At 51.3% G+C, this 18382-nt stretch carries 13 protein-coding genes and 8 pseudogenes; 11 read left to right on the forward strand and 10 right to left on the reverse strand.

All coding sequences use genetic code 11. The features are described from left to right. Nucleotides 1-145 (forward strand): annotated as a pseudogene (locus ACZAHD_RS08570) (oxalate/formate MFS antiporter); the annotation flags it as partial. Here ACZAHD_RS08570 and ACZAHD_RS08575 read toward each other — a convergent pair. The 3 genes and pseudogenes from ACZAHD_RS08575 to ACZAHD_RS08585 form a co-directional block, all read right to left on the reverse strand. After that, nucleotides 136-513: pseudogene (locus ACZAHD_RS08575) on the reverse strand (Hcp family type VI secretion system effector); the annotation flags it as partial. The pseudogenes ACZAHD_RS08570 and ACZAHD_RS08575 sit on opposite strands and share 10 nt — an antisense overlap. 46 nt (nt 514-559) lie before the next feature. After that, nucleotides 560-736: a hypothetical protein gene (locus tag ACZAHD_RS08580; protein ID WP_462456406.1), complete on the reverse strand. Its 177-nt coding sequence runs from the start codon at nt 734-736 to the stop codon at nt 560-562. A gap of 1 nt (nt 737) precedes the next feature. Then, nucleotides 738-1178: pseudogene (locus ACZAHD_RS08585) on the reverse strand (recombinase family protein); the annotation flags it as partial. A gap of 143 nt (nt 1179-1321) precedes the next feature. Between ACZAHD_RS08585 and ACZAHD_RS08590 the strand changes: the two are divergent. Next, nucleotides 1322-1507 (forward strand): annotated as a pseudogene (locus tag ACZAHD_RS08590) (hypothetical protein); the annotation flags it as partial. A gap of 85 nt (nt 1508-1592) precedes the next feature. Beyond that, a pseudogene (locus ACZAHD_RS08595) lies at nt 1593-1892 on the forward strand (oxalate/formate MFS antiporter); the annotation flags it as partial. A gap of 126 nt (nt 1893-2018) precedes the next feature. Here the strand turns inward: ACZAHD_RS08595 and ACZAHD_RS08600 are convergent. From ACZAHD_RS08600 to ACZAHD_RS08620, 5 genes are read right to left on the reverse strand one after another with little or no spacing between them, the layout of a single operon-like run. Next, nucleotides 2019-2414: a hypothetical protein gene (locus ACZAHD_RS08600; protein ID WP_462456383.1), complete on the reverse strand. Its 396-nt coding sequence runs from the start codon at nt 2412-2414 to the stop codon at nt 2019-2021. Continuing rightward, on the reverse strand, nt 2415-3593 hold the full coding sequence (locus tag ACZAHD_RS08605) for a hypothetical protein (RefSeq protein ID WP_462456384.1): 1179 nt from the start codon (nt 3591-3593) through the stop codon (nt 2415-2417). It abuts the gene before it with no gap. A gap of 2 nt (nt 3594-3595) precedes the next feature. Next, a complete protein-coding gene (locus ACZAHD_RS08610; protein ID WP_462456385.1) occupies nt 3596-4126 on the reverse strand; it encodes a PAAR domain-containing protein in 531 nt (176 codons plus the stop codon). 11 nt (nt 4127-4137) lie between these two features. Then, entirely contained in the window at nt 4138-4662 is a 525-nt protein-coding gene (locus ACZAHD_RS08615; RefSeq protein ID WP_462456386.1) for a PAAR domain-containing protein, read from the reverse strand. Between the two features lie 55 nt (nt 4663-4717). Further along, nucleotides 4718-5368 (reverse strand): recombinase family protein, encoded by a 651-nt coding sequence (locus ACZAHD_RS08620; RefSeq protein WP_462456387.1) that lies wholly within the window; start codon nt 5366-5368, stop codon nt 4718-4720. Between the two features lie 281 nt (nt 5369-5649). Here ACZAHD_RS08620 and ACZAHD_RS08625 point away from each other — a divergent pair. From ACZAHD_RS08625 to ACZAHD_RS08660, 8 genes and pseudogenes are all read left to right on the forward strand, one after another. Next, nucleotides 5650-5865: pseudogene (locus tag ACZAHD_RS08625) on the forward strand (Tn3 family transposase); the annotation flags it as partial. Between the two features lie 24 nt (nt 5866-5889). Beyond that, nucleotides 5890-6338 (forward strand): annotated as a pseudogene (locus ACZAHD_RS08630) (MFS transporter); the annotation flags it as partial. A gap of 121 nt (nt 6339-6459) precedes the next feature. Then, a pseudogene (locus tag ACZAHD_RS08635) lies at nt 6460-6636 on the forward strand (GNAT family N-acetyltransferase); the annotation flags it as partial. Between the two features lie 603 nt (nt 6637-7239). Further along, on the forward strand, nt 7240-8691 hold the full coding sequence (locus ACZAHD_RS08640) for a circularly permuted type 2 ATP-grasp protein (protein WP_462456388.1): 1452 nt from the start codon (nt 7240-7242) through the stop codon (nt 8689-8691). A gap of 5 nt (nt 8692-8696) precedes the next feature. After that, the gene (locus tag ACZAHD_RS08645; protein WP_462456389.1) at nt 8697-9641 is read left to right on the forward strand and encodes an alpha-E domain-containing protein; all 945 of its coding nucleotides are present in this window, start codon (nt 8697-8699) and stop codon (nt 9639-9641) included. Further along, entirely contained in the window at nt 9638-12982 is a 3345-nt protein-coding gene (locus ACZAHD_RS08650) for a transglutaminase family protein (RefSeq protein ID WP_462456390.1), read from the forward strand. The genes ACZAHD_RS08645 and ACZAHD_RS08650 overlap by 4 nt, the downstream gene beginning before the upstream one ends. A gap of 159 nt (nt 12983-13141) precedes the next feature. Then, complete coding sequence (locus ACZAHD_RS08655; protein WP_462456391.1) at nt 13142-15553, forward strand: circularly permuted type 2 ATP-grasp protein; 2412 nt, start codon at nt 13142-13144, stop codon at nt 15551-15553. Then, nucleotides 15550-16431 carry a transglutaminase family protein gene (locus tag ACZAHD_RS08660; protein WP_462456392.1) on the forward strand — a complete coding sequence of 294 codons (882 nt, stop codon included), beginning with the start codon at nt 15550-15552 and terminating at the stop codon, nt 16429-16431. Before ACZAHD_RS08655 ends, ACZAHD_RS08660 begins: the two co-directional genes overlap by 4 nt. A 78-nt stretch (nt 16432-16509) precedes the next feature. On the opposite strand, the gene ACZAHD_RS08665 is transcribed toward ACZAHD_RS08660, so the two are convergent. After that, nucleotides 16510-17271 (reverse strand): amino acid ABC transporter ATP-binding protein, encoded by a 762-nt coding sequence (locus tag ACZAHD_RS08665; protein ID WP_131050359.1) that lies wholly within the window; start codon nt 17269-17271, stop codon nt 16510-16512. Between the two features lie 8 nt (nt 17272-17279). Continuing rightward, nucleotides 17280-18380 (reverse strand): amino acid ABC transporter permease, encoded by a 1101-nt coding sequence (locus ACZAHD_RS08670; protein ID WP_462456393.1) that lies wholly within the window; start codon nt 18378-18380, stop codon nt 17280-17282. Between the last annotated feature and the right edge of the window lie 2 nt (nt 18381-18382).

Here is an 18382-nt window from a genome sequence, read left to right on the forward strand (position 1 = left end):
ATATGTCTGGACGTTGCTGACCAGACCGTTGACCGAGAAGCTGGGCGTCGGGTTGGCGGAATTACAGGTGACCTTTTCGCTGCAGACCTTTTTCTCGCCGTTTCAGGGACGGCTGGTTGAGCGCTTTGGCCCTCGGCTGCTTATCATACCGTTAGGAGACAGGAATGGTGCAACCGTTGTGAACTTGACGTTTTCCAGAATGATATTGAAATACTCGGCCTCGATGCCCGATTTCAGAATACGGTACATCTTGATTGTCGCTTTCTTCATGGTCCGGCCTTCGCAGACAGCGCGATACAGAAGTGGTGTTGTCTGATCAAATTCTTTCACTATCGTTATAGGGCGGTGAACGCGCGTACCTGTAAGTTTTCCCCAGCTCGGGTCAACCGGAATAGTGACACCGTGAGAGAATGATTTTAACTCGATAGAGCCCAGGCGAAGTGGCATTAGGCAACTGCTAACAATCGGCGAACCATTTTCATCTTCAAGCCATAAATGTGCGGGTGTAGACATAGTATTTCCTTATAAATAAATTTAAAATAATGCTAAATTTTGACGATTACCATTTCACATACCGATAAAAAATAACGATCACGAAAATGCAAAATATGGGGACAGGCCATATTGGCCCGTCAGGGAAAATTTGAAAAAGGACAACTGCAAATAAAAGTGTCAATAAGGCAGGGCCGTACATCGATATCAATGACCTGAATATCCGTCTGAAAAACCTTTTAATAAGGTTGTTTTCCCCGCAGTTTCCCCTTTGCCCTGGCGATGGCCATCCCTTCGCGGGTACGCAGCCGTATCAGGTCACCTTCAAACTCGGCAAATGTCGCCAACACATTGAAGAACATTTTCCCCATAGGGTCTGCCGGATCGTAAATGCTGGTTCCCAGTGCCAGCTTCACGCCTCTTGCCTGTAATGCATCTGCTATCTCACGCGCATCAGGCACCGAACGCGCCAGGCGGTCAAGCCTGGGAACAACCAGCGTGTCACCGCTGCGTACAGCGGCCAGAGCGTGATCCAGACCGGGGCGCTGGCGATCTGAACCGGTCAGCCCCTTATCGGTATAAATCCGGTCCGGGGAAACGCCGAGACCGACGAGGGCTTCTTGCTGTGCAGCCAGATCCTGACGGTCAGTTGAACATCGGGCATAGCCAATGCGTATTTCTGTCATAAATATGTACGTATAAGGGGCCGTGAAAGAGATTGATATCGTACCGGTGATATGAGACAACGTCAGCAGTGATTTTCTCTGAAGCGTAAATTTTTACTGTCCGCAGAACGAGCCTCTTACGGACAATTCAGTGCGAGGTCAGGATGACATCCCGTCGTAAAGATAAAGGCAAAAGACTCTCCGTTTTAACGGATGCAGAAAAATTCGCACTGTACGGTCTGCCTGATTTTGATGAAGGCCAGCAGCTGGAGTATTTGTCGCTCACGGCAGAGGAGCTGACGCTGGCAACCAGCCGCCCCGGAGCACTGGCGCAGATTTACTGCATCTTGACGCCATGATTGAGGGATTGCCGTTGTCATAATCCGTATGGTATGGCAAGCCCGCAAAATTTTGGCGGCTTCCCGCTTTTAACCCCTGTTTGCCGCCGTGGGATTTCTCGCCAGCCAGGTGCTGAAGCTGCCGCCTGATAGCGGTGCGTTGCCCGCCAGTCAGACCGTCGCGCAAAAAGTACCCGGCAATTCACTTCGCGTGAAATGCTGCGTGAACCTCTTTTCTGGCTGATGTTCGCCATGATGGCGATGATGTCGACCATCCGGACTGATGGTGACGTCGCAGATGGCGGTCTTCGCTGAAGATTTCGGCATCAGCAAGGCGGTGGTCTTCGGTATGGCCGCGCTGCCGCTGGCGCTGACTATCGATCGTTTTACCAGGGGTCAGTTTGGAGATCGGAAATTATTGTACGTTAAGGTTGTTTTTTGACCAATTACACGAGAAGAAACCGCTCTCTGAGCGGGTTCTCGTATCCTGGCTAGCAATGCCAAGACTACCTCTCAAACGATCTTAAGAAGAGCCTCCTGAATCTTTGATCGTGATAGTGTAGGTTTTGTCAAAATCGCCTGATTTTGAAAGCATTCCGCCACCTAAGCCGCCATGAACTCGTACTTTAACTATACCTGCTTTTGTTGGTATCCCTCTAATCTGAATACAATTATTGAGTTCTTTATCATCACAATACTGTAAATGGAGGCCTAGATTATCAGGATGAATATCTCCTGCAATTACCTGTTTGCCATCAATATTATAAGATAGAACTCTTCCGCCAAATATATTTATTTGGCTATAATAAGGAGCCCCTACCGTTGCTTCATTAAGGGCATCCCCTTCCGGCTTAAAATCTGCCTTAATTGTACATGCAGATAACAGAAGTAAAGAAATAGCAAAAAGTACCTTTCTCATTTACTTTAATGGTTTGAAAACCACCCCTCCAAAAAATCTGTTAATGAAAAACTGCAAATCTTTTTTTGGTTTTACCCAGTTAGTTACCTTTCCCCAAGAGAATAACTTTAATGATATCTCTCCATTAGTTTCTTGTGTGACCTGACCATCCCATACAATCCAGTGCGTAGGTAACGTTGTTTTGTTTGTACTATATTCAAGAAGCCCATCGTTTATTAATGTTACGACTTTATAACCTTGCTCTATAAATTTATTTAAATCTCTGATTCCCTGGACACCTGCCTGAGTGATCCCTACATTACTGAACACCTTTTCATAACCGGCCTTTTCAAACCATTCAGTCAGTGTTTGCCACATTGTGATGCCTGCAACTGGAGAATCAAGAGCATCAAAGTTCAGTACGGTATTCTCTGAATCCCTGAGTCCAGCTAGTGTCATCCAGTCAGTACCAGCTATCTTCGGCCTGCCGTCATCAAAGTAAAATGTACCTGTTGGGTGTCGGCAACCTTCACCAGGCGAGATGATTAAGTCACCTATTTTAGTTTTCCCGTACCGCCAAAGTTCATGGGCAGCTTGCGTATACACATCAGGGCGATCCTTTTGCAGACAGTAAAAAAATGCAGCAGGTCCACATACACTTGCTGCTATTTGATTAGGAAAATCAAATCCGTTAAATCTTTCATCTATTTGACGTTCTATTAAATTTTTATCAAAAGGGTCTTTGGGATTGCCGATGGGGTATTCTTTTGCAATAAATGGACGTTCAGGGATGGTGATTTTGATCTGCTTTGTTTCGCCCCCCTGACTCTCAGGTTTCATTGTCCCTTTTGACTCAAAATAACAGGGATTCTCCCGCTTCACCGGAGACCAGGCTTTGCCTGATGCAAACTCTTCCAGCGTATACATCTTAGTGAACGGAACAGGCGTTACACAGTGCGTATGCAACATGGTTTTTCGATAAAGGGTCATTTCCATAATATAAATTGTTGAGAGAGACTCATTTATATTTCCGGTCATGTGACTCTGTGTTTCATAATTGCCAAGAAACGGTTGTTGCTTCACATCCACCAGGGCGTATTTATTCCTTTCGGAATCCATGCGATAAATACACAGGTCATACAACAAAGAATCAGCCGGGACATTAGAGTTAATACGGGTACTGAGGTGGTAAACAGCCATAATTAATCCATTAATATATGCAGGTTAATATTTTCAGCGGATTCAGCATAATGCCACGCTGTCATCCCCTGGCTATCTGTATTCCCCGTTTCTGTATGGCCCCCAGGGAACACCAGAACATACCGGCAATCCACCATTAGTCTGCCGTCATCATCGGCACACTGAAAACGAAGGGTGTTACGTGAAGAAGGTTGTTGCCCGGACTGGCTCTGTGCACCGATAATTTTTGCCGTTGACGGATTTCCCGCCGCAATAACGAAGTTCGTTCCGGTCGCACACCCACAGCGTACTGGTGAACCATTGACGGCGACCGCCCGTCCCTGTGGATTTGTCTGCCGGAGATCGCCTGAGGCAATCACGCCTGTCTGTCCGCATTTCGGACAGGGTGACGTTTTATCACCCACGTAAAGCTTTCGCCTTCCGTTTACTGACCAGCCCTGACTTCCGGCATAGCAGACTGCTCCTGTTGACGTTTTATCGCCATCAAGCCCGGAGTTTTTACCGTGTACACCGCTCCATCTGTTGTCATACATATATGTTTTCCTCAGTCCGTAAGAATATGCAGGCTGATATCGTTTGCCGATTCAGCATAATGCCATCCGGTAACCCCGTGTTCATCAGTAACGCCAGCTTCAGAACGTCCGTCCGGGAACATAAGGGTGTAGCGGCAGCCTGCCATTAGCTGGCCATCGTCACCGGCGCACTGGAAACGGATGCAGTTCCGGGCGCTGGAGTCCTGTGCCTGCTGCGCCGGTACAGACGACTGACTGGTATTGTGGGAGGTCAGAGATCCAGTACCTGTGCTGGTAGACTGCGTGGCTGAACCGTAAACATAGTGATCGGGGCAACGGCACAGCACTCTGTCACCTGTGGCCGCATATGCTTTGCCTTCTTCTACCCAGTCCTGTGCGGAGGCAAGGATTTCAAAATACCCGTTGCATTTACGGCATGATGCCTTGTCGCCGGTCCGGGCTATTGCTTTACTTCCTTCAAACCAGGACGCTGTCGCTGAAATAATTTCTCCGTAACTCGTTTTATCACCCAAACAGGCCAGTGCTCTTGCCATCATTAATCCCTCAATATATAAGCGGTTATACTCACCGGCATCATACAACAATCACAACTTAACCCAAATCACCCGTTTCTGATTGCCGGTATAGTGCCTGAATGCGGCATATCTGGGAGGGGCTGTACCCTGTCGCGTCTGCCGTTTCACGGATGCTCAGTTTCTTGACCTGTCGGTAGTACAGGACTTGCTGATGCCGTTCCTGATCGGCCTGTTTTCCTCGGTATTTTCCCAGTGTATGCGCACGTTCAATTCCTTGTTTTTGCCGCTGGCGGCGGCTCAGCCAGTCCTTATGCGACATTGCGGCCATCAGGTCGATAAGCATATTGTTGATGGCGGTTATCACGGCACGGGTGATCGGATCAGCCTGCGAAGGGTCTTTATCTGACAGCGCCTGCCATGAGGTGGGGACATCCAGGCTGACAATTCGTAGCTCGTGTTGTTCTATCTGCTTTTTCAGCGTCATCCAGTCGCTGTTGCTGAGGCGAGTCAGGCGGTCTATCTGCTCGACCAGCAAAATATCATTGCGGTGACTGTCCATCAGTAAGCGTCCCAGCTCCGGACGGTCAAGTTTTGTACCGCTTATGTTCTCCCGGTAGTAACTGGCTATTTTATGTCCACGCTCCTGAACGAACTGTTCCAGCATCTCTTTTGCCCGATCGGCGAACTGATCTTCCGTCGATGCCCTTAAATAAGCTCTGATGAACATTTTTTCACCACATTATCGCATATAGGTTATTGCATTTATTCTATCGCATATAGGTTATGTCATTTAACGTGCACCGTCACATTTTGGTTATGGCGTCAGGGTGTGCCCTTATGCGATAACCATTTTTGTTAAAAATACCGCATCGGATAATTTATGAGGGAAACTATATGGCAAGGAGGCAGATTCTTTCTCTGTCGGAAAGAGAATCATTACTGGCATTACCGGACGATGAGTTAACGCTGACCCGGATGGCGTATTTTAGTGAACATGATCTGGCACTTACCGTCTATATGGAAAGAGCAGTCGATGCCCTGAAGCGTAAAGGGGTGAAGATCAACGATCAATTGCTGTCGCATTTGTCCCCGCTAGGCTGGGAGCATATCAATCTGACAGGCGATTATATCTGGAAAAGCAACCGGATACCGGCTTCCGGTAAGTTTCGCCGACTGAGACCAGCTAAAGTCGAAAGGTCAAAAAATAGCCTTAACGTACAATAATTTTCGATATCCAAACTGACCCCTACCAATGGCCTGACGCGCCCGCTGTTGGTTATATTTCCGATCGCTATGGCCGTGAAAACACCATGTTTATCGCCTTTGCGCTGGAAGGGGTGGCGATGATCCTGTGGCTGGCCTGCCGGGACGATCCGATGCTGTTTGTCCTGTTGTCCGGCGTGGTGTTTTTCGGCTGGGGAGAGATTTTTTCGCTGTTTCCCTCCACGTTGACCGACACCTTCGGCAGCGAGTACGCGAGTTCTAACTACGGTTGGTTGTATATCTCACAAGGGATCGGATCGATCTTCGGCGGCCCGCTGGCGGCGCTGCTGTACCAGCATACTCAAGGGTGGGGAGTGGTCTTCAGCTGCGCGATAGGGCTTGATTTTGTTACCGCCGGGCTGGCGATTGCGCTGCTGAAACCCTGGCGCTCGCGCTTTATCCGTAAGCACAGCTATGCCGCCGTAATTCGTTAGTTCTCCCGGCGTTCACCCCGGCGACAGCCCGCCGCCGGGGTCATTCCTGATCTTACGTCTGCGCCGCCGACAGCGGCCGGGCGCTGATCGCATGCCGGGAGAAAGGTCACTTTTTCGCTAACGCCAGTTGATGCAGACAATATGTGATGTGCTGTTACCCTACGGTAAGATTTTTATTTATTCGGTGCCGGATAAAACCGGATTTTATCAGCGTCACGGATTTGAATTACTGACGACGGGTATGGTCTGCCTGAGAGAGGAAGGTGTAGCGAAAATGCGCGAGCAGGGTTATATCTGATAAACAGTCTGTTTGCCGACTTGCCGCATTATCTGAGGCAGGCATTGGCAATATATTCAATAACACTTTACATCATCCTGCCGTGGTGAAAATGCTGTCGTTCAGATAATCTGGCAGAAGCAAAAGCAATGCTTCAATTTGGTGCCCCACGAAATTTTTCATGCATCATAGTGATGCATTGTAGATTCACATTACACCGTCACTTATCCTATATCTTGCTGATACAAAAGAAATTAATTAATGGCATGTTTTGTGCTTATCTTTGTGGCAGAGGATAAAAAAGTGGGGGAATTTCAATCTTTCTTTGCGGCCATCATAAGCAGTACAGATGTTATTGTCGGCGAGGGGTGGATAATCAACTTTGTCATTATTGGGTTCGAAACGGATCTCAGTATTCACATTCACCGCTATTTTCAAAGGGGAAACCTGACTCACACATAGCCATATTAACCGCATTGATATGCGAGTAATTATTTTGTATTGCCGTTGGTAACAATGTCACGACCCTTTTTGGCGTACTGCAAGCAAGGGACCCGGGACTTAGTTCTGTGTAGGTGCAGCATATACTGCCACGATCGGCGATTTCACAAGGATACAATGCTGATGCATAAACTCATAAAAAATTACGAAGCCGACATCTTTTTCGATGAGCTGATCGACCATGAGGGCAATCCACGCCTTTCCGCGCAACGTCTGATTCAATGCCTTGATTCTCTTCCACCGGATGAACTGGAGAAACGTCGTTTGACGGCGGAGGCGACAATTCAGGAAATGGGCATTAGTTTTACGGTCTATACCGATAAAGGAAATATCGACAGGATCTGGCCATTCGATATTATTCCCCGCATCATTGATGCTAAAGACTGGGCGATAGCGGAAACAGGTCTTAAGCAACGTCTTACCGCCCTTAACCGCTTTATCGATGACCTGTATAATGAACAAAATTGCATAAAAGATGGAATTATTCCTGAATATATTATTAAGGAATCTAAAAATTTCCGTCCTGAGTGCGTTGGCATGACACCGCCTTATGGCGTATGGGCGCATATTTGCGGTACCGATTTGGTGCGTGATGAAACAGGGCAGTTTTACGTACTGGAAGATAACCTGCGGGTACCATCCGGCGTCTCGTATATGCTGGAAAACCGCGCCATTACCAAGCGCGTTCTGCCTGAACTGTTTGAAAGTGACGATATTAAGCCGGTTGATGCCTATCCTGCGCAACTGCTGGAAACCCTGACCGCCCTGTCGCCCCGGCAGGTGGAACGCCCGGAAATTGTGGTGCTGACCCCCGGTATTTATAATTCGGCCTACTTCGAACATGCCTTCCTGGCCCAGCAAATGGGGGTAGAACTGGTAGAAGGTGCCGATCTGTTTGTCGGCGACGACGACTGTGTGTACACCAAAACAATCTACGGTCCGGAACGGGTGGATGTCATTTACCGACGTATTGACGATTTGTTCCTTGACCCGGAAGTCTTTCAGCCTGATTCCGTTCTCGGGGTTCCTGGCCTGATGCGGGCATGGAAAGCCGGAAACGTCGCGCTGGCCAATGCGCCTGGCGCAGGGGTTGCGGATGATAAAGTCGTCTATGCTTACGTCCCGGCGTTGATTCGCTACTATCTGGACGAAGAGCCCATTCTCCCTAACGTCAAAACCTACCTTTGTCAGAATGACGACGACCGCGAATACGTGCTGCAGAATCTGGATAAACTGGTGGTCAAACCGGCCAACGAGTCAGGCGGTTACGGCATGCTGGTAGGGCCGCACTCGACCAAAAAAGATCAGCAGTTGTTTGCCGAACTGATTCAGGCTAATCCACGTAACTATATCGCTCAGCCGACGCTAAAGCTTTCCACCGCACCGGCGCTGATCGCCAAAGATTATCTGGAGCCGCGCCATCTTGATTTGCGCCCGTTTATTTTGCAAAGCAAAGAGACTTACGTGACGACGGGTGGACTCACGCGGGTAGCGATGAAAAAAGGCTCGTTAGTTGTTAACTCATCGCAGGGCGGTGGAAGTAAGGATACCTGGATCGTGGAGAGCAAAAGATAATGAACATGCTATCAAGAGTTGCCGCGCGCCTGTACTGGAGCGCGCGTTATCTGGAGCGAGTGGAAAATATTGCACGGTTAGTCAGCGTGTACGACGATCTGCTTTACGATCTGCCGCGAGACATCGCCGTTTCCTGGTATAACCTGATTGAAATTAACAGTGGCGTCGCATTGTTTGGCCAGCGCTACAAAATTAAAGATGAACGCAATGTGTTGAAGTTTCTGCTGGCCGACGAGAGCAATCCCGATTCTCTGCTGTCTTCTTTAAAAATGGTCCGCGAAAATATTCGTACCAGCCGTGATGTTGTGCCGGGAGAGATGTGGGAACTGATAAATGAACTGGATCTCTACGCCAGACAGAACATCCGCCTCGGTATCAACCGCTCTGAACGGCATACCTACCTTAATACCATCATAGAAGGATGCCAGAAAATTATTGGTTTGCTGACCGGTTCGATGAGTCGTGATGCCGGCTGGTATTTTCTGAACATGGGGCGCTATCTTGAGCGCGCCGATATGAATACGCGTATTCTTGACGCCGCGAACTCCCTGATGATGCAGGCGCGTGAGGAAGAGAGTATTAAGTTAGGCCAGGTCGTGTGGTCTAAAGTACTGAAATCACAAAGTGCCTATCTCAGCTTTCGCCGGGTGATGCGCTGCTCTATTAAAGGCTCGCTGGTGGTAACCCTGCTCCTGACAGACAGGCATTTCCCCCGTTCGCAGCGTTATTGCCTTGAACAGATTAAACTGGCAGCCGCGGAGTTGCCGCGAGCGTCAGCCGTTTCGGAGCACATCGATGGTCTGCTGCTTGCGACCCGGGGCGTTGATAATTCCCACGATCTGAACCGTGAGTTCAGCCTCTATCTTAATGAAATCCAGCTCAGCCTGATTGCGCTTCATCACCTGATTACCGATAACTGGTTTCATTTCCTGCAAGGAGATGCCGTATGACCATCCGGGTAGCGATTCAACATAAAACGACCTATGACTTCGACCGTTTGATCAACGTGGCGCCACATATTTTGCGTCTGCGGCCTGCGCCTCATTCACGTACCCATATCCATGGCTACTCCCTGAAAGTGACGCCAGAGGATCATTTTATTAACTGGCAGCAGGATCCGTTCGGTAACTATCAGGCGCGTCTGGTGTTTCCTGAAAAAGTGAAGCGCCTGGAGTTTGCGGTGGAGGTGATCGCGGATATGACCGTGATCAACCCGTTTGACTTCTTCATTGAAGAGTATGCCGAGAACTTCCCCTTTGCCTATGATGCCTTAATGCAAGAAGAACTTGCTCCTTATCTGAAGGTCACCGAGCAGAGTCCTGAACTGGAAGCGTGGCTGGCAAGCGTTGATTGCGAGGAAATGGTGCCTATCGTCACCTTCCTGGTGCAGCTCAATAGCCGGTTGGCCAGTGAAATTGACTATGGTATTCGCCTTGAACCCGGCGTACAGAGTTGTCAGGAAACGCTGACATTGAAAAAAGGTTCCTGCCGGGATACCTCGTGGTTGCTGGTACAGATATTACGTAATCTGGGGCTGGCCGCTCGCTTTGCTTCTGGTTATCTGGTGCAATTGACCGCCGATGTGAAAGCGCTGGACGGTCCGTCTGGGCCGGAACAGGATTTCACCGATCTGCACGCCTGGTGTGAGGTTTATTTGCCCGGCGCCGGGTGGGTAGGGCTCGACCCGACCAGCGGCCTGTTCGCCGGCGAAGGGCATATTCCTTTAGCCTGCACCGCCGACCCGCAGTCTGCGGCACCGATTACCGGCGCAACCGACCCGTGCGAATGCGAGTTCAGCTATTCCAATATCGTCACCCGTATTCATGAAGATCCGCGGGTCACACGGCCCTACAGCGAAGACGAGTGGCTGAACATCAACGCGCTGGGACGTGCCGTTGACGCCGAACTGGCATCTAACGATGTCCGTCTGACCATGGGCGGCGAACCGACGTTTATCTCCATCGACGATATGGATTCCCCGCAGTGGAATACCGAAGCGCTGGGTAAAGATAAATTACGCCTCGCTAAAGATTTGTTACTGCGGTTAAAAACGCAGTTCAGTCGCGGCGGGTTGCTGCATTATGGCCAGGGCAAGTGGTATCCGGGCGAGGAGGTCCCGCGTTGGGCGCTAGGGTGCTTCTGGCGCACCGATGGCGAGGCGCTGTGGCACGATCAGGCGCTCTTAGCCCGCGTCGATCGGGATTACGGTCATACTCTTAGCGACGCTGAACGGTTTGGTCTGACGCTGTGTCAGCAGCTGGGCATTGCCACACGTTATTTGCAACCCGCTTATGAAGATGCACTCTACTATCTGTGGCTGGAACGTTCTCTGCCGGAGGGGACCGATCCGAGGGCCGCGAATCTGAATCATGACCTTGAACGGCGGAGACTGGCGAGTTTACTCAGCCGCGGTATGGAAAACGCCACGGGCTACATCTTGCCTGTCGAATTCGACGGTACATGCTGGCAAAGTAGCCCCTGGCCAATGCGTGCCGGGCTGATTACGCTGATCCCTGGTGATAGCGCTATGGGTTACCGTCTGCCGCTCAATTCACTGCCGCCATTAGCCGACGATGAGATCGTCATCGAACGGGATCCTTTTGAACCTCGTGAACCTCTGCCCGTGTTTGCTATGGAAAAAGAGACGGCAACGACGATTGCCCGGCAGACCTTGCAGCAACAAAAAACGGTCGCTAATGGTACTAAAAGCGTGGTCCGCACCGCACTATGTCTCGAACCGCGCGAAGGCAAGCTGCATCTGTTCCTGCCGCCGGTAACCCATCTCGAGAATTATGTGGCTTTGGTTCATGCCATCGAGGTGGCTGCCAGTGAACTACAGATGCCGGTGGTGATTGAAGGTTATGAACCGCCAAAAGATCCGCGCTTACAGAAGCTGCTGTTAACGCCCGATCCCGGGGTTATCGAGGTCAATATTCATCCGGCCAGTCACTGGGATGAGCTGGTGCATAATATTGAAACACTCTACGAACAGGCGCACCAGGCAAGGCTGGCGGCCGAGAAGTTTATGCTTGATGGTCGGCATACCGGCACCGGAGGGGGGAACCATGTGACCCTGGGCGGGAGCACGCCAGCCGACAGTCCCATTCTTCGGCGTCCCGATCTCCTGCGTAGTCTGGTGACCTACTGGCAACATCATCCGGGTCTTTCCTATTTATTTTCCGGCATGTTTATTGGCCCAACCAGTCAGGCTCCGCGTCCGGATGAAGGGCGAGACGAAGCGCTCTATGAAATGGAGATCGCCTTCCAGAATATGCCGGAAGGGTTGGTTGATACGCCATGGCTGGTGGACAGGCTGATGCGCAACCTGCTGGTGGATGTCACCGGTAATACCCACCGTTCAGAATTTTGCATCGACAAACTGTATGCGGCAGGCAGCAGTAGCGGTCGTCTGGGACTGCTGGAATTCCGTGGTTTCGAAATGCCCCCCCACGCACGCATGTCGCTGGTTCAATTGCTGCTGCTCCGGTGCCTGGTGGCGCGTTTCTGGAAAGAACCGTATCACCAGCCGCTGGTCCGCTGGGGCACACAGTTGCACGATAAATTTATGTTGCCGCATTTTGTCTGGCAGGATGTGAAAGAGGTAGTGGATGACCTGCAGCGTCATGGCTACCCCTTCAAGCTGGCGTGGCTGTTGCCGTTTGAAGAGTTCCGTTTCCCGCACTATGGCCGCCAGCAAATTGATGATATTGAGCTGGAGCTTCGCTGGGCCATCGAACCGTGGCATGTTCTGGGTGAGGAAGTGACGCTGTCCGGGACTTCGCGCTATGTTGATTCCTCCGTCGAACGCATCCAGGTGCGCCTGTCTGGTTTGACAGAAGGACGTTACGTGCTTGCGTGTAACGGCCGCCGTGTGCCGCTACGGGCGACCGGAAGAAAAGGTGAGATGGTGGGGGCGGTACGTTACCGGGCCTGGGCGCCACCGTCAGCGCTGCATCCGACGATTGGGGTAAATACCCCGTTAGTGTTTGATTTGATTGATACCTGGAATGGTCTTTCCATCGGTGGCTGCACTTATCGCGTCAGCCATCCTGGCGGACGTAACTATGAGACGCGACCGGTTAACAGCAATGAAGCAGAAGCCAGGCGTGTCAATCGCTTCTGGGATCATGGTTTTACCCAGGGCGCATTGATCCCCCCACCGGCATTCAGCGCGCTAAGGACCTTCTATGAGCATGAGCAGGTACCACGCCCGATGGCTCCGCCTGCAGAGGAACCTGGTGACGAATATCCACATACTTTGGACCTTCGCAGGAAGTATACTAGGATTTAGTTTTGAGCCGGGTAATCAGAATATATGACTGCATCTTTTTCTGAATCAATCGCGCCGGCCTGTGAGCCGGCTTCTTTCTCTGTCGAGAACGCGTCGACAGCAATTTATAACGAGGCCTGCGATCTGACGAACACCCTCCGTCCACACTGGACGGAGGTGATGAACAGCGTCAGTGAGATGGGTGTGGAAGGGATGGAAAACCGTCTTCGCCAGGCACAGCGTATTTTGCGTGATGATGGTGCCACCTATAACCTTAATGGCGATCCGCTTTCGCCAAACGTCTGGTCGCTGGATATCATTCCCAATCTGTTGGCGGAGGGGGAATGGTCAACCGTGGAACGTGGGCTGGCTCAGCGTTCGCTGCTCTTCGACCTGATGCTGAAAGACCTCTATGGTGAACAGCGGCTGTTGAAAGAGGGGATTATCCCGTCAGAAATTGTCTTCTCTCACCCAGGTTTTTTGCGTCAATGCCACGGTATTCGCTTGCCTGGGGCTCACAATCTGATCTTCCATGCTGTCGATTTGGTTCGCGGTGGTAATGGACAGTTTGTGGCGATAGGCGATCGTACTCAGGCCCCGAGTGGTACTGGCTATGTTCTGGAAAACCGAATCGCCGTTTCCCGCGTACTGCCATCGTTGTTTCGTAACAGTCATGTCCGGCGACTTTCCGGTTTCTTTCATGCTCTGCGGCATACGCTGGCCAGCCTCGCCAGCCACAAAACCGATACCCCGCGGATCGTCGTCCTGACTCCCGGCGCCTACAGCAGTACCTATTTTGAACATGCTTATCTGGCAAACTATCTTGGTTTCCAGCTGGTGCAGGGAGGCGACCTGACCGTGCGTAACGGCAGAGTATGGTTGAAATCCCTTAATGGTTTGTCGGAAGTGGATGTGATTTTGCGCCGGATGGATGATGCCTACTGTGATCAGACGGAATTACGCTCCGACTCGCGACTCGGCGTTCCGGGACTGCTTGAAGTCGTGCGCAACGGTAACGTCGTGCTGGCAAACCCTCTGGGCTCAGGGGTCCTTGAAGCTCCGGCGTTGCTGGCATTTATCACGGAAATTAGTCAGTTTTTGCTGGGTGAGCCGCTGTTGATCCCCACGGTGAAGACCTGGTGGTGTGGCCGGGCGGAGGACCGCGACTTTGTGAGCCACCACCTTGACCAACTGATCATCAAACCGTCTTATCGGAGTTTTGATAGCAAAAGTATCTATGGCCATAGTCTGGATGACGCAGGCCGCAAGCTTATTATTCAGCAAATCACTGCCAGCCCGCACAGCTATGTGGCTCAGGCCTATATTCCGGGCTCACGTGTCCCGGTGTGGGCTAATCAGCAAATTGAGTATCGCCCCACGATTTTCCGCGCTTTCACCGTTGCCGCACCGGAAGGGTACTGCGTCATGCCAGGAACGTTGTCGCGGGTAGCAGAGTCTGCTGATGATTGTATTGTCAGCGACTTATCCGGCGCACGGAGTAAAGATTCGTGGATACTTGGTGAAAGCTTCGATACCGCGCAGCCACTTCTGACAGACTCGATTCCTCGTGATGAGGGAAATTTGCCCAGCCGGGTGATAGAAAACCTGTTCTGGTTCGGCCGCTATGCGGAACGCGCAGAAATGAGCCTGCGCCTGATACGCATTCTGTTCAAACAGCTTAATGGCGTTGAGCATTTTATGCCTGAAAGTCGCGAAATTCTGCTGGGGGCATTATCTGCGCTCACCGGGACATTGCCTGAAAGCGACGCTGTCGGCGACCAAAATCATGAACTGTCTTCACTGGTTTGCGATGGCCAACGCACGGGATCGATAAAATTTAATATCCTCAACATGCTGGCCTGCGGTGAGCAGGTGAAAGAGATGCTGTCGGCTGATACGCGGATTATTATCAATGAATTACGCGATTATATTCGGACGGTGGAGGTTGCATATCAAGACGGGCTGCCGGAATTGCCGGAAGAGTCGCTGGATAATCTGGTCACCTCTTTACTGGCCCTGTCCGGACTGAATCATGAGAGTATGCTGCGGGGCATGGACTGGCGGTTCCAGGAGATTGGTCGCCGTGCTGAACGGGCGCGTCTCACCGCTATTCTGCTGAAACATACCTTGACCCGCGCCGTTCCTGGTTTACAGCAACAGCAAATTTTAGAATCGGTCCTGATGAGCGTTGAGGCGTTAATTTCGTTTCGGCGACGTTACCGGGGACAGATGAATCTTATTTCCGGTCTGGATTTATTGATGCTGGATGGCACAAACCCGCGTTCGTTGATTTATCAGGTCGATCGGTTGCGTAAATATCTCCTCGATTTGCCGCGACAGGAGGGGCAGACTTCCAGCCTGACATCTGATATGCGGCCGGTGATGAAATCACTCACGGATATTCAACTTGCCGAACTCGACTTCCTGACACAGGTTGATGAACAAACCGGACTGCGTGGACCACTGGATGAACTAATGACTCAGATAATCAGCCAGCTGGAGCAATTCACGACCTTGCTGAGCGACAAATATTTCGATCACGCTAATGGACCGCAGCAACTGATTAACGCGCAGTGGAAGACCGACTTATGAAATACCGGGTACGACATCTTACAAAGTACCATTACAACTCTCCGGTGACGTTATGCTACAACATGACGCACCTGTTGCCGCGTAATACCGCGAATCAGTATTGCGTACAACGGCGGATCACCGTAACGCCGATACCCATTTATCAGAACGAGGGGAGTGATTATTTCGGCAATCTGACGTTTTATTTCTCGATCCAGGAACCGCATGACACCCTGACCATTGAGATGGAAAGTGAGTTTGATATTGACCAAATCAGCCACGCGGATCTGCTGCAGAACCACGCTCTGACCTGCGGAGAGTATCGGCAGCTATTACATGAGCCCGGGACGCCGGAACTGCGGATGGCGAAAGAGTATTTGCTGGATTCCAGTTTAATTCTTCGTTCTGAACGGCTGGCCTGCTATGCGGCGGATATTTTCCACGATGATGCCCCGGTAATTCAGGCTGCGGCGGCATTTACCCATCGCATTTTTGAGGAGTTTACTTTCGATCCGATTGCGACCAGCGTCAGCACCCCACCAGAGCAGGTCTTAGAGGAAAAGCGGGGGGTCTGTCAGGATTTTGCTCATCTGGCGATTGCTTGCCTGCGTTCCGTAGGTTTACCCGCGCGATATATCAGTGGCTATATTGAAACGCTACCGCCCGAGGGACAGGAAAAATTAGTCGGCACCGATGCGTCGCATGCATGGTTTGCCATTTTTATTCCCGATGTAGGCTGGCTGGAATTTGATCCGACCAACGATCTCATGCCGCAGGGGCAACATATTGTCACGGCGTGGGGCAGGGATTACGCCGATGTTGCTCCGTTGCAGGGGGTTATTTTCGATGGCGGAGTCACGCTGGCCCTTGAGGTTGCGGTCGATGTTCATCGCGGCTGACGGCCAGGGGATTAAGGACTATTCATTTCCCCCTCAGCCAGCGCTGAGGGGGAGAAAACCGCGAGTGCCCCTCGACGTTTAGTGTATAACCTGCGACAAAAACGTACGGGTACGTTCTGATTTAGGATGGGAGAAGAACTCCTGTGGCGGCGCCTGTTCGACAATCTCGCCACGGTCCATGAAGATCACCCGGTCAGCCACCGTACGTGCAAAGCCCATTTCATGGGTGACGCACAACATCGTCATACCGTCTTCCGCCAGGCCAATCATGGTATCGAGCACTTCTTTGACCATCTCCGGATCAAGCGCGGAGGTGGGCTCATCGAACAACATGATTTTGGGTTTCATGCACAGAGAACGGGCAATCGCCACGCGTTGCTGCTGCCCCCCCGACAGTTGCCCGGGAAATTTATGCGCATGTTCCGCAATACGGACACGTTGCAGATAATGCATCGCCAGCGCTTCCGCTTCTTTCGCCGGCATCTTACGCACCCAGGTTGGCGCCAGGGTACAGTTCTGCAAAACGGTCAGGTGGGGGAAAAGATTAAAGTGTTGAAATACCATGCCGACTTCAGTGCGAACACGTTCTATGTTGCGGACATCATCGTTAAGATGAATGCCATCGACGACGATCCGCCCCTGCTGGTGTTCTTCCAGGTGGTTGATGCAACGAATCGTGGTCGATTTACCCGATCCTGAAGGCCCACAGAGGACAATGCGTTCACGTGGTTTCACCTGCAGGTTAATGTCTTTCAATACGTGAAACTGGCCGTACCATTTATTTACATTTTCGAGCGTAATCATCATTGCGTCGGCAGAATTAGTCATAGTGTGTGTCATGTAAAACCTCAGTGCGATTTGCGCCCGGTGTGAAAGCGCTTTTCCAGATACTGGCTGTAGCGCGACATGCTAAAACAGAAAATCCAATAGACGAGGGCGGCGAAAACATATCCCTCTGTCGACATACCAAGCCAGGCGGGGTCAACCGTTGCCTGCTGTACGCTACTGAAAAGATCGAACAGGCCAATGATGATCACCAGGCTGGTATCTTTAAACAGCGCAATGATGGTGTTAACCAGTCCCGGGATGGTGAGCTTGAGCGCCTGGGGGAGAATGACCAGGATCTGTGTTTTCCAGTAGCCCAGCGCCAGTGATTCCGCCGCTTCATACTGTCCTTTGGGCAGCGCCTGCAAACCACCCCGCACGACTTCGGCAATATAGGCCGACTGGAACAGAATCACCCCGACCAGGGCACGTACCAGTTTGTCGATAGTGCTCCCTTCGGCCATAAACAGCGGCAGCATTACCGAAGACATAAACAGCACGGTAATCAGCGGCACCCCTCGCCAGAATTCAATAAAGATGACCGACAACGTGCGAACCACCGGCATCGTTGAGCGTCGCCCCAGCGCCAGTAAAATCCCCAACGGCAATGCGCCGGCAATGCCTACCGATGCGATAATCAGCGTCAGCGTCAAGCCTCCCCACTGGCGGGTCTCAACGCGATCGAGGCCGAAAAAGCCGCCGTACATCAGGAACCAGACGATGAGAGGATAGGCCACGGCCCAACAGGCGATATAACGGCCCCGACGCGGCATCGACTTGATGAACATCGGGATAATCGACAGCAGACCGATGACCAGCGCGAGGTTAATACGCCAGCGCAGTTCATGTGGATACAATCCATACATAAACTGACCAAAGCGGGCATGGATAAACACCCAGCAGGCGCCTTCTTTGGTACAGTCGGCACGGGTTGTCCCCAGCCAGTTAGCCTGAAAGATCAGCCAGTTTAACGCCGGCGGTATAACGTTGCAGATGATCCACAGGCACAACAGTGTCAGCAGCGTATTGAACCAGCTGGAGAACAGATTTTTTCGTGCCCAGCCCCAGGCTTTACGCACCGGGTTTGTCGGTACTGGCGGTGTTTCATGTGTGGTAGCCAACATAG

The sequence above is a fragment of the Raoultella sp. genome (assembly GCF_039594335.1).
Classification (GTDB): Bacteria; Pseudomonadota; Gammaproteobacteria; order Enterobacterales; family Enterobacteriaceae; genus Klebsiella.

Excerpts from the sequence above, each read along its gene's own strand:
- ACZAHD_RS08600 (WP_462456383.1), bottom strand. The coding sequence starts at position 2,414 with ATGAGAAAGGTACTTTTTGCTATTTCTTTACTTCTGTTATCTGCATGT.
- ACZAHD_RS08605 (WP_462456384.1), bottom strand. The coding sequence starts at position 3,593 with ATGGCTGTTTACCACCTCAGTACCCGTATTAACTCTAATGTCCCGGCT.
- ACZAHD_RS08610 (WP_462456385.1), bottom strand. The coding sequence starts at position 4,126 with ATGTATGACAACAGATGGAGCGGTGTACACGGTAAAAACTCCGGGCTT.
- ACZAHD_RS08615 (WP_462456386.1), bottom strand. The coding sequence starts at position 4,662 with ATGATGGCAAGAGCACTGGCCTGTTTGGGTGATAAAACGAGTTACGGA.
- ACZAHD_RS08620 (WP_462456387.1), bottom strand. The coding sequence starts at position 5,368 with ATGTTCATCAGAGCTTATTTAAGGGCATCGACGGAAGATCAGTTCGCC.
- ACZAHD_RS08640 (WP_462456388.1), top strand. The coding sequence starts at position 7,240 with ATGCATAAACTCATAAAAAATTACGAAGCCGACATCTTTTTCGATGAG.
- ACZAHD_RS08645 (WP_462456389.1), top strand. The coding sequence starts at position 8,697 with ATGCTATCAAGAGTTGCCGCGCGCCTGTACTGGAGCGCGCGTTATCTG.
- ACZAHD_RS08650 (WP_462456390.1), top strand. The coding sequence starts at position 9,638 with ATGACCATCCGGGTAGCGATTCAACATAAAACGACCTATGACTTCGAC.
- ACZAHD_RS08655 (WP_462456391.1), top strand. The coding sequence starts at position 13,142 with ATGAACAGCGTCAGTGAGATGGGTGTGGAAGGGATGGAAAACCGTCTT.
- ACZAHD_RS08660 (WP_462456392.1), top strand. The coding sequence starts at position 15,550 with ATGAAATACCGGGTACGACATCTTACAAAGTACCATTACAACTCTCCG.
- ACZAHD_RS08665 (WP_131050359.1), bottom strand. The coding sequence starts at position 17,271 with ATGACACACACTATGACTAATTCTGCCGACGCAATGATGATTACGCTC.
- ACZAHD_RS08670 (WP_462456393.1), bottom strand. The coding sequence starts at position 18,380 with ATGTTGGCTACCACACATGAAACACCGCCAGTACCGACAAACCCGGTG.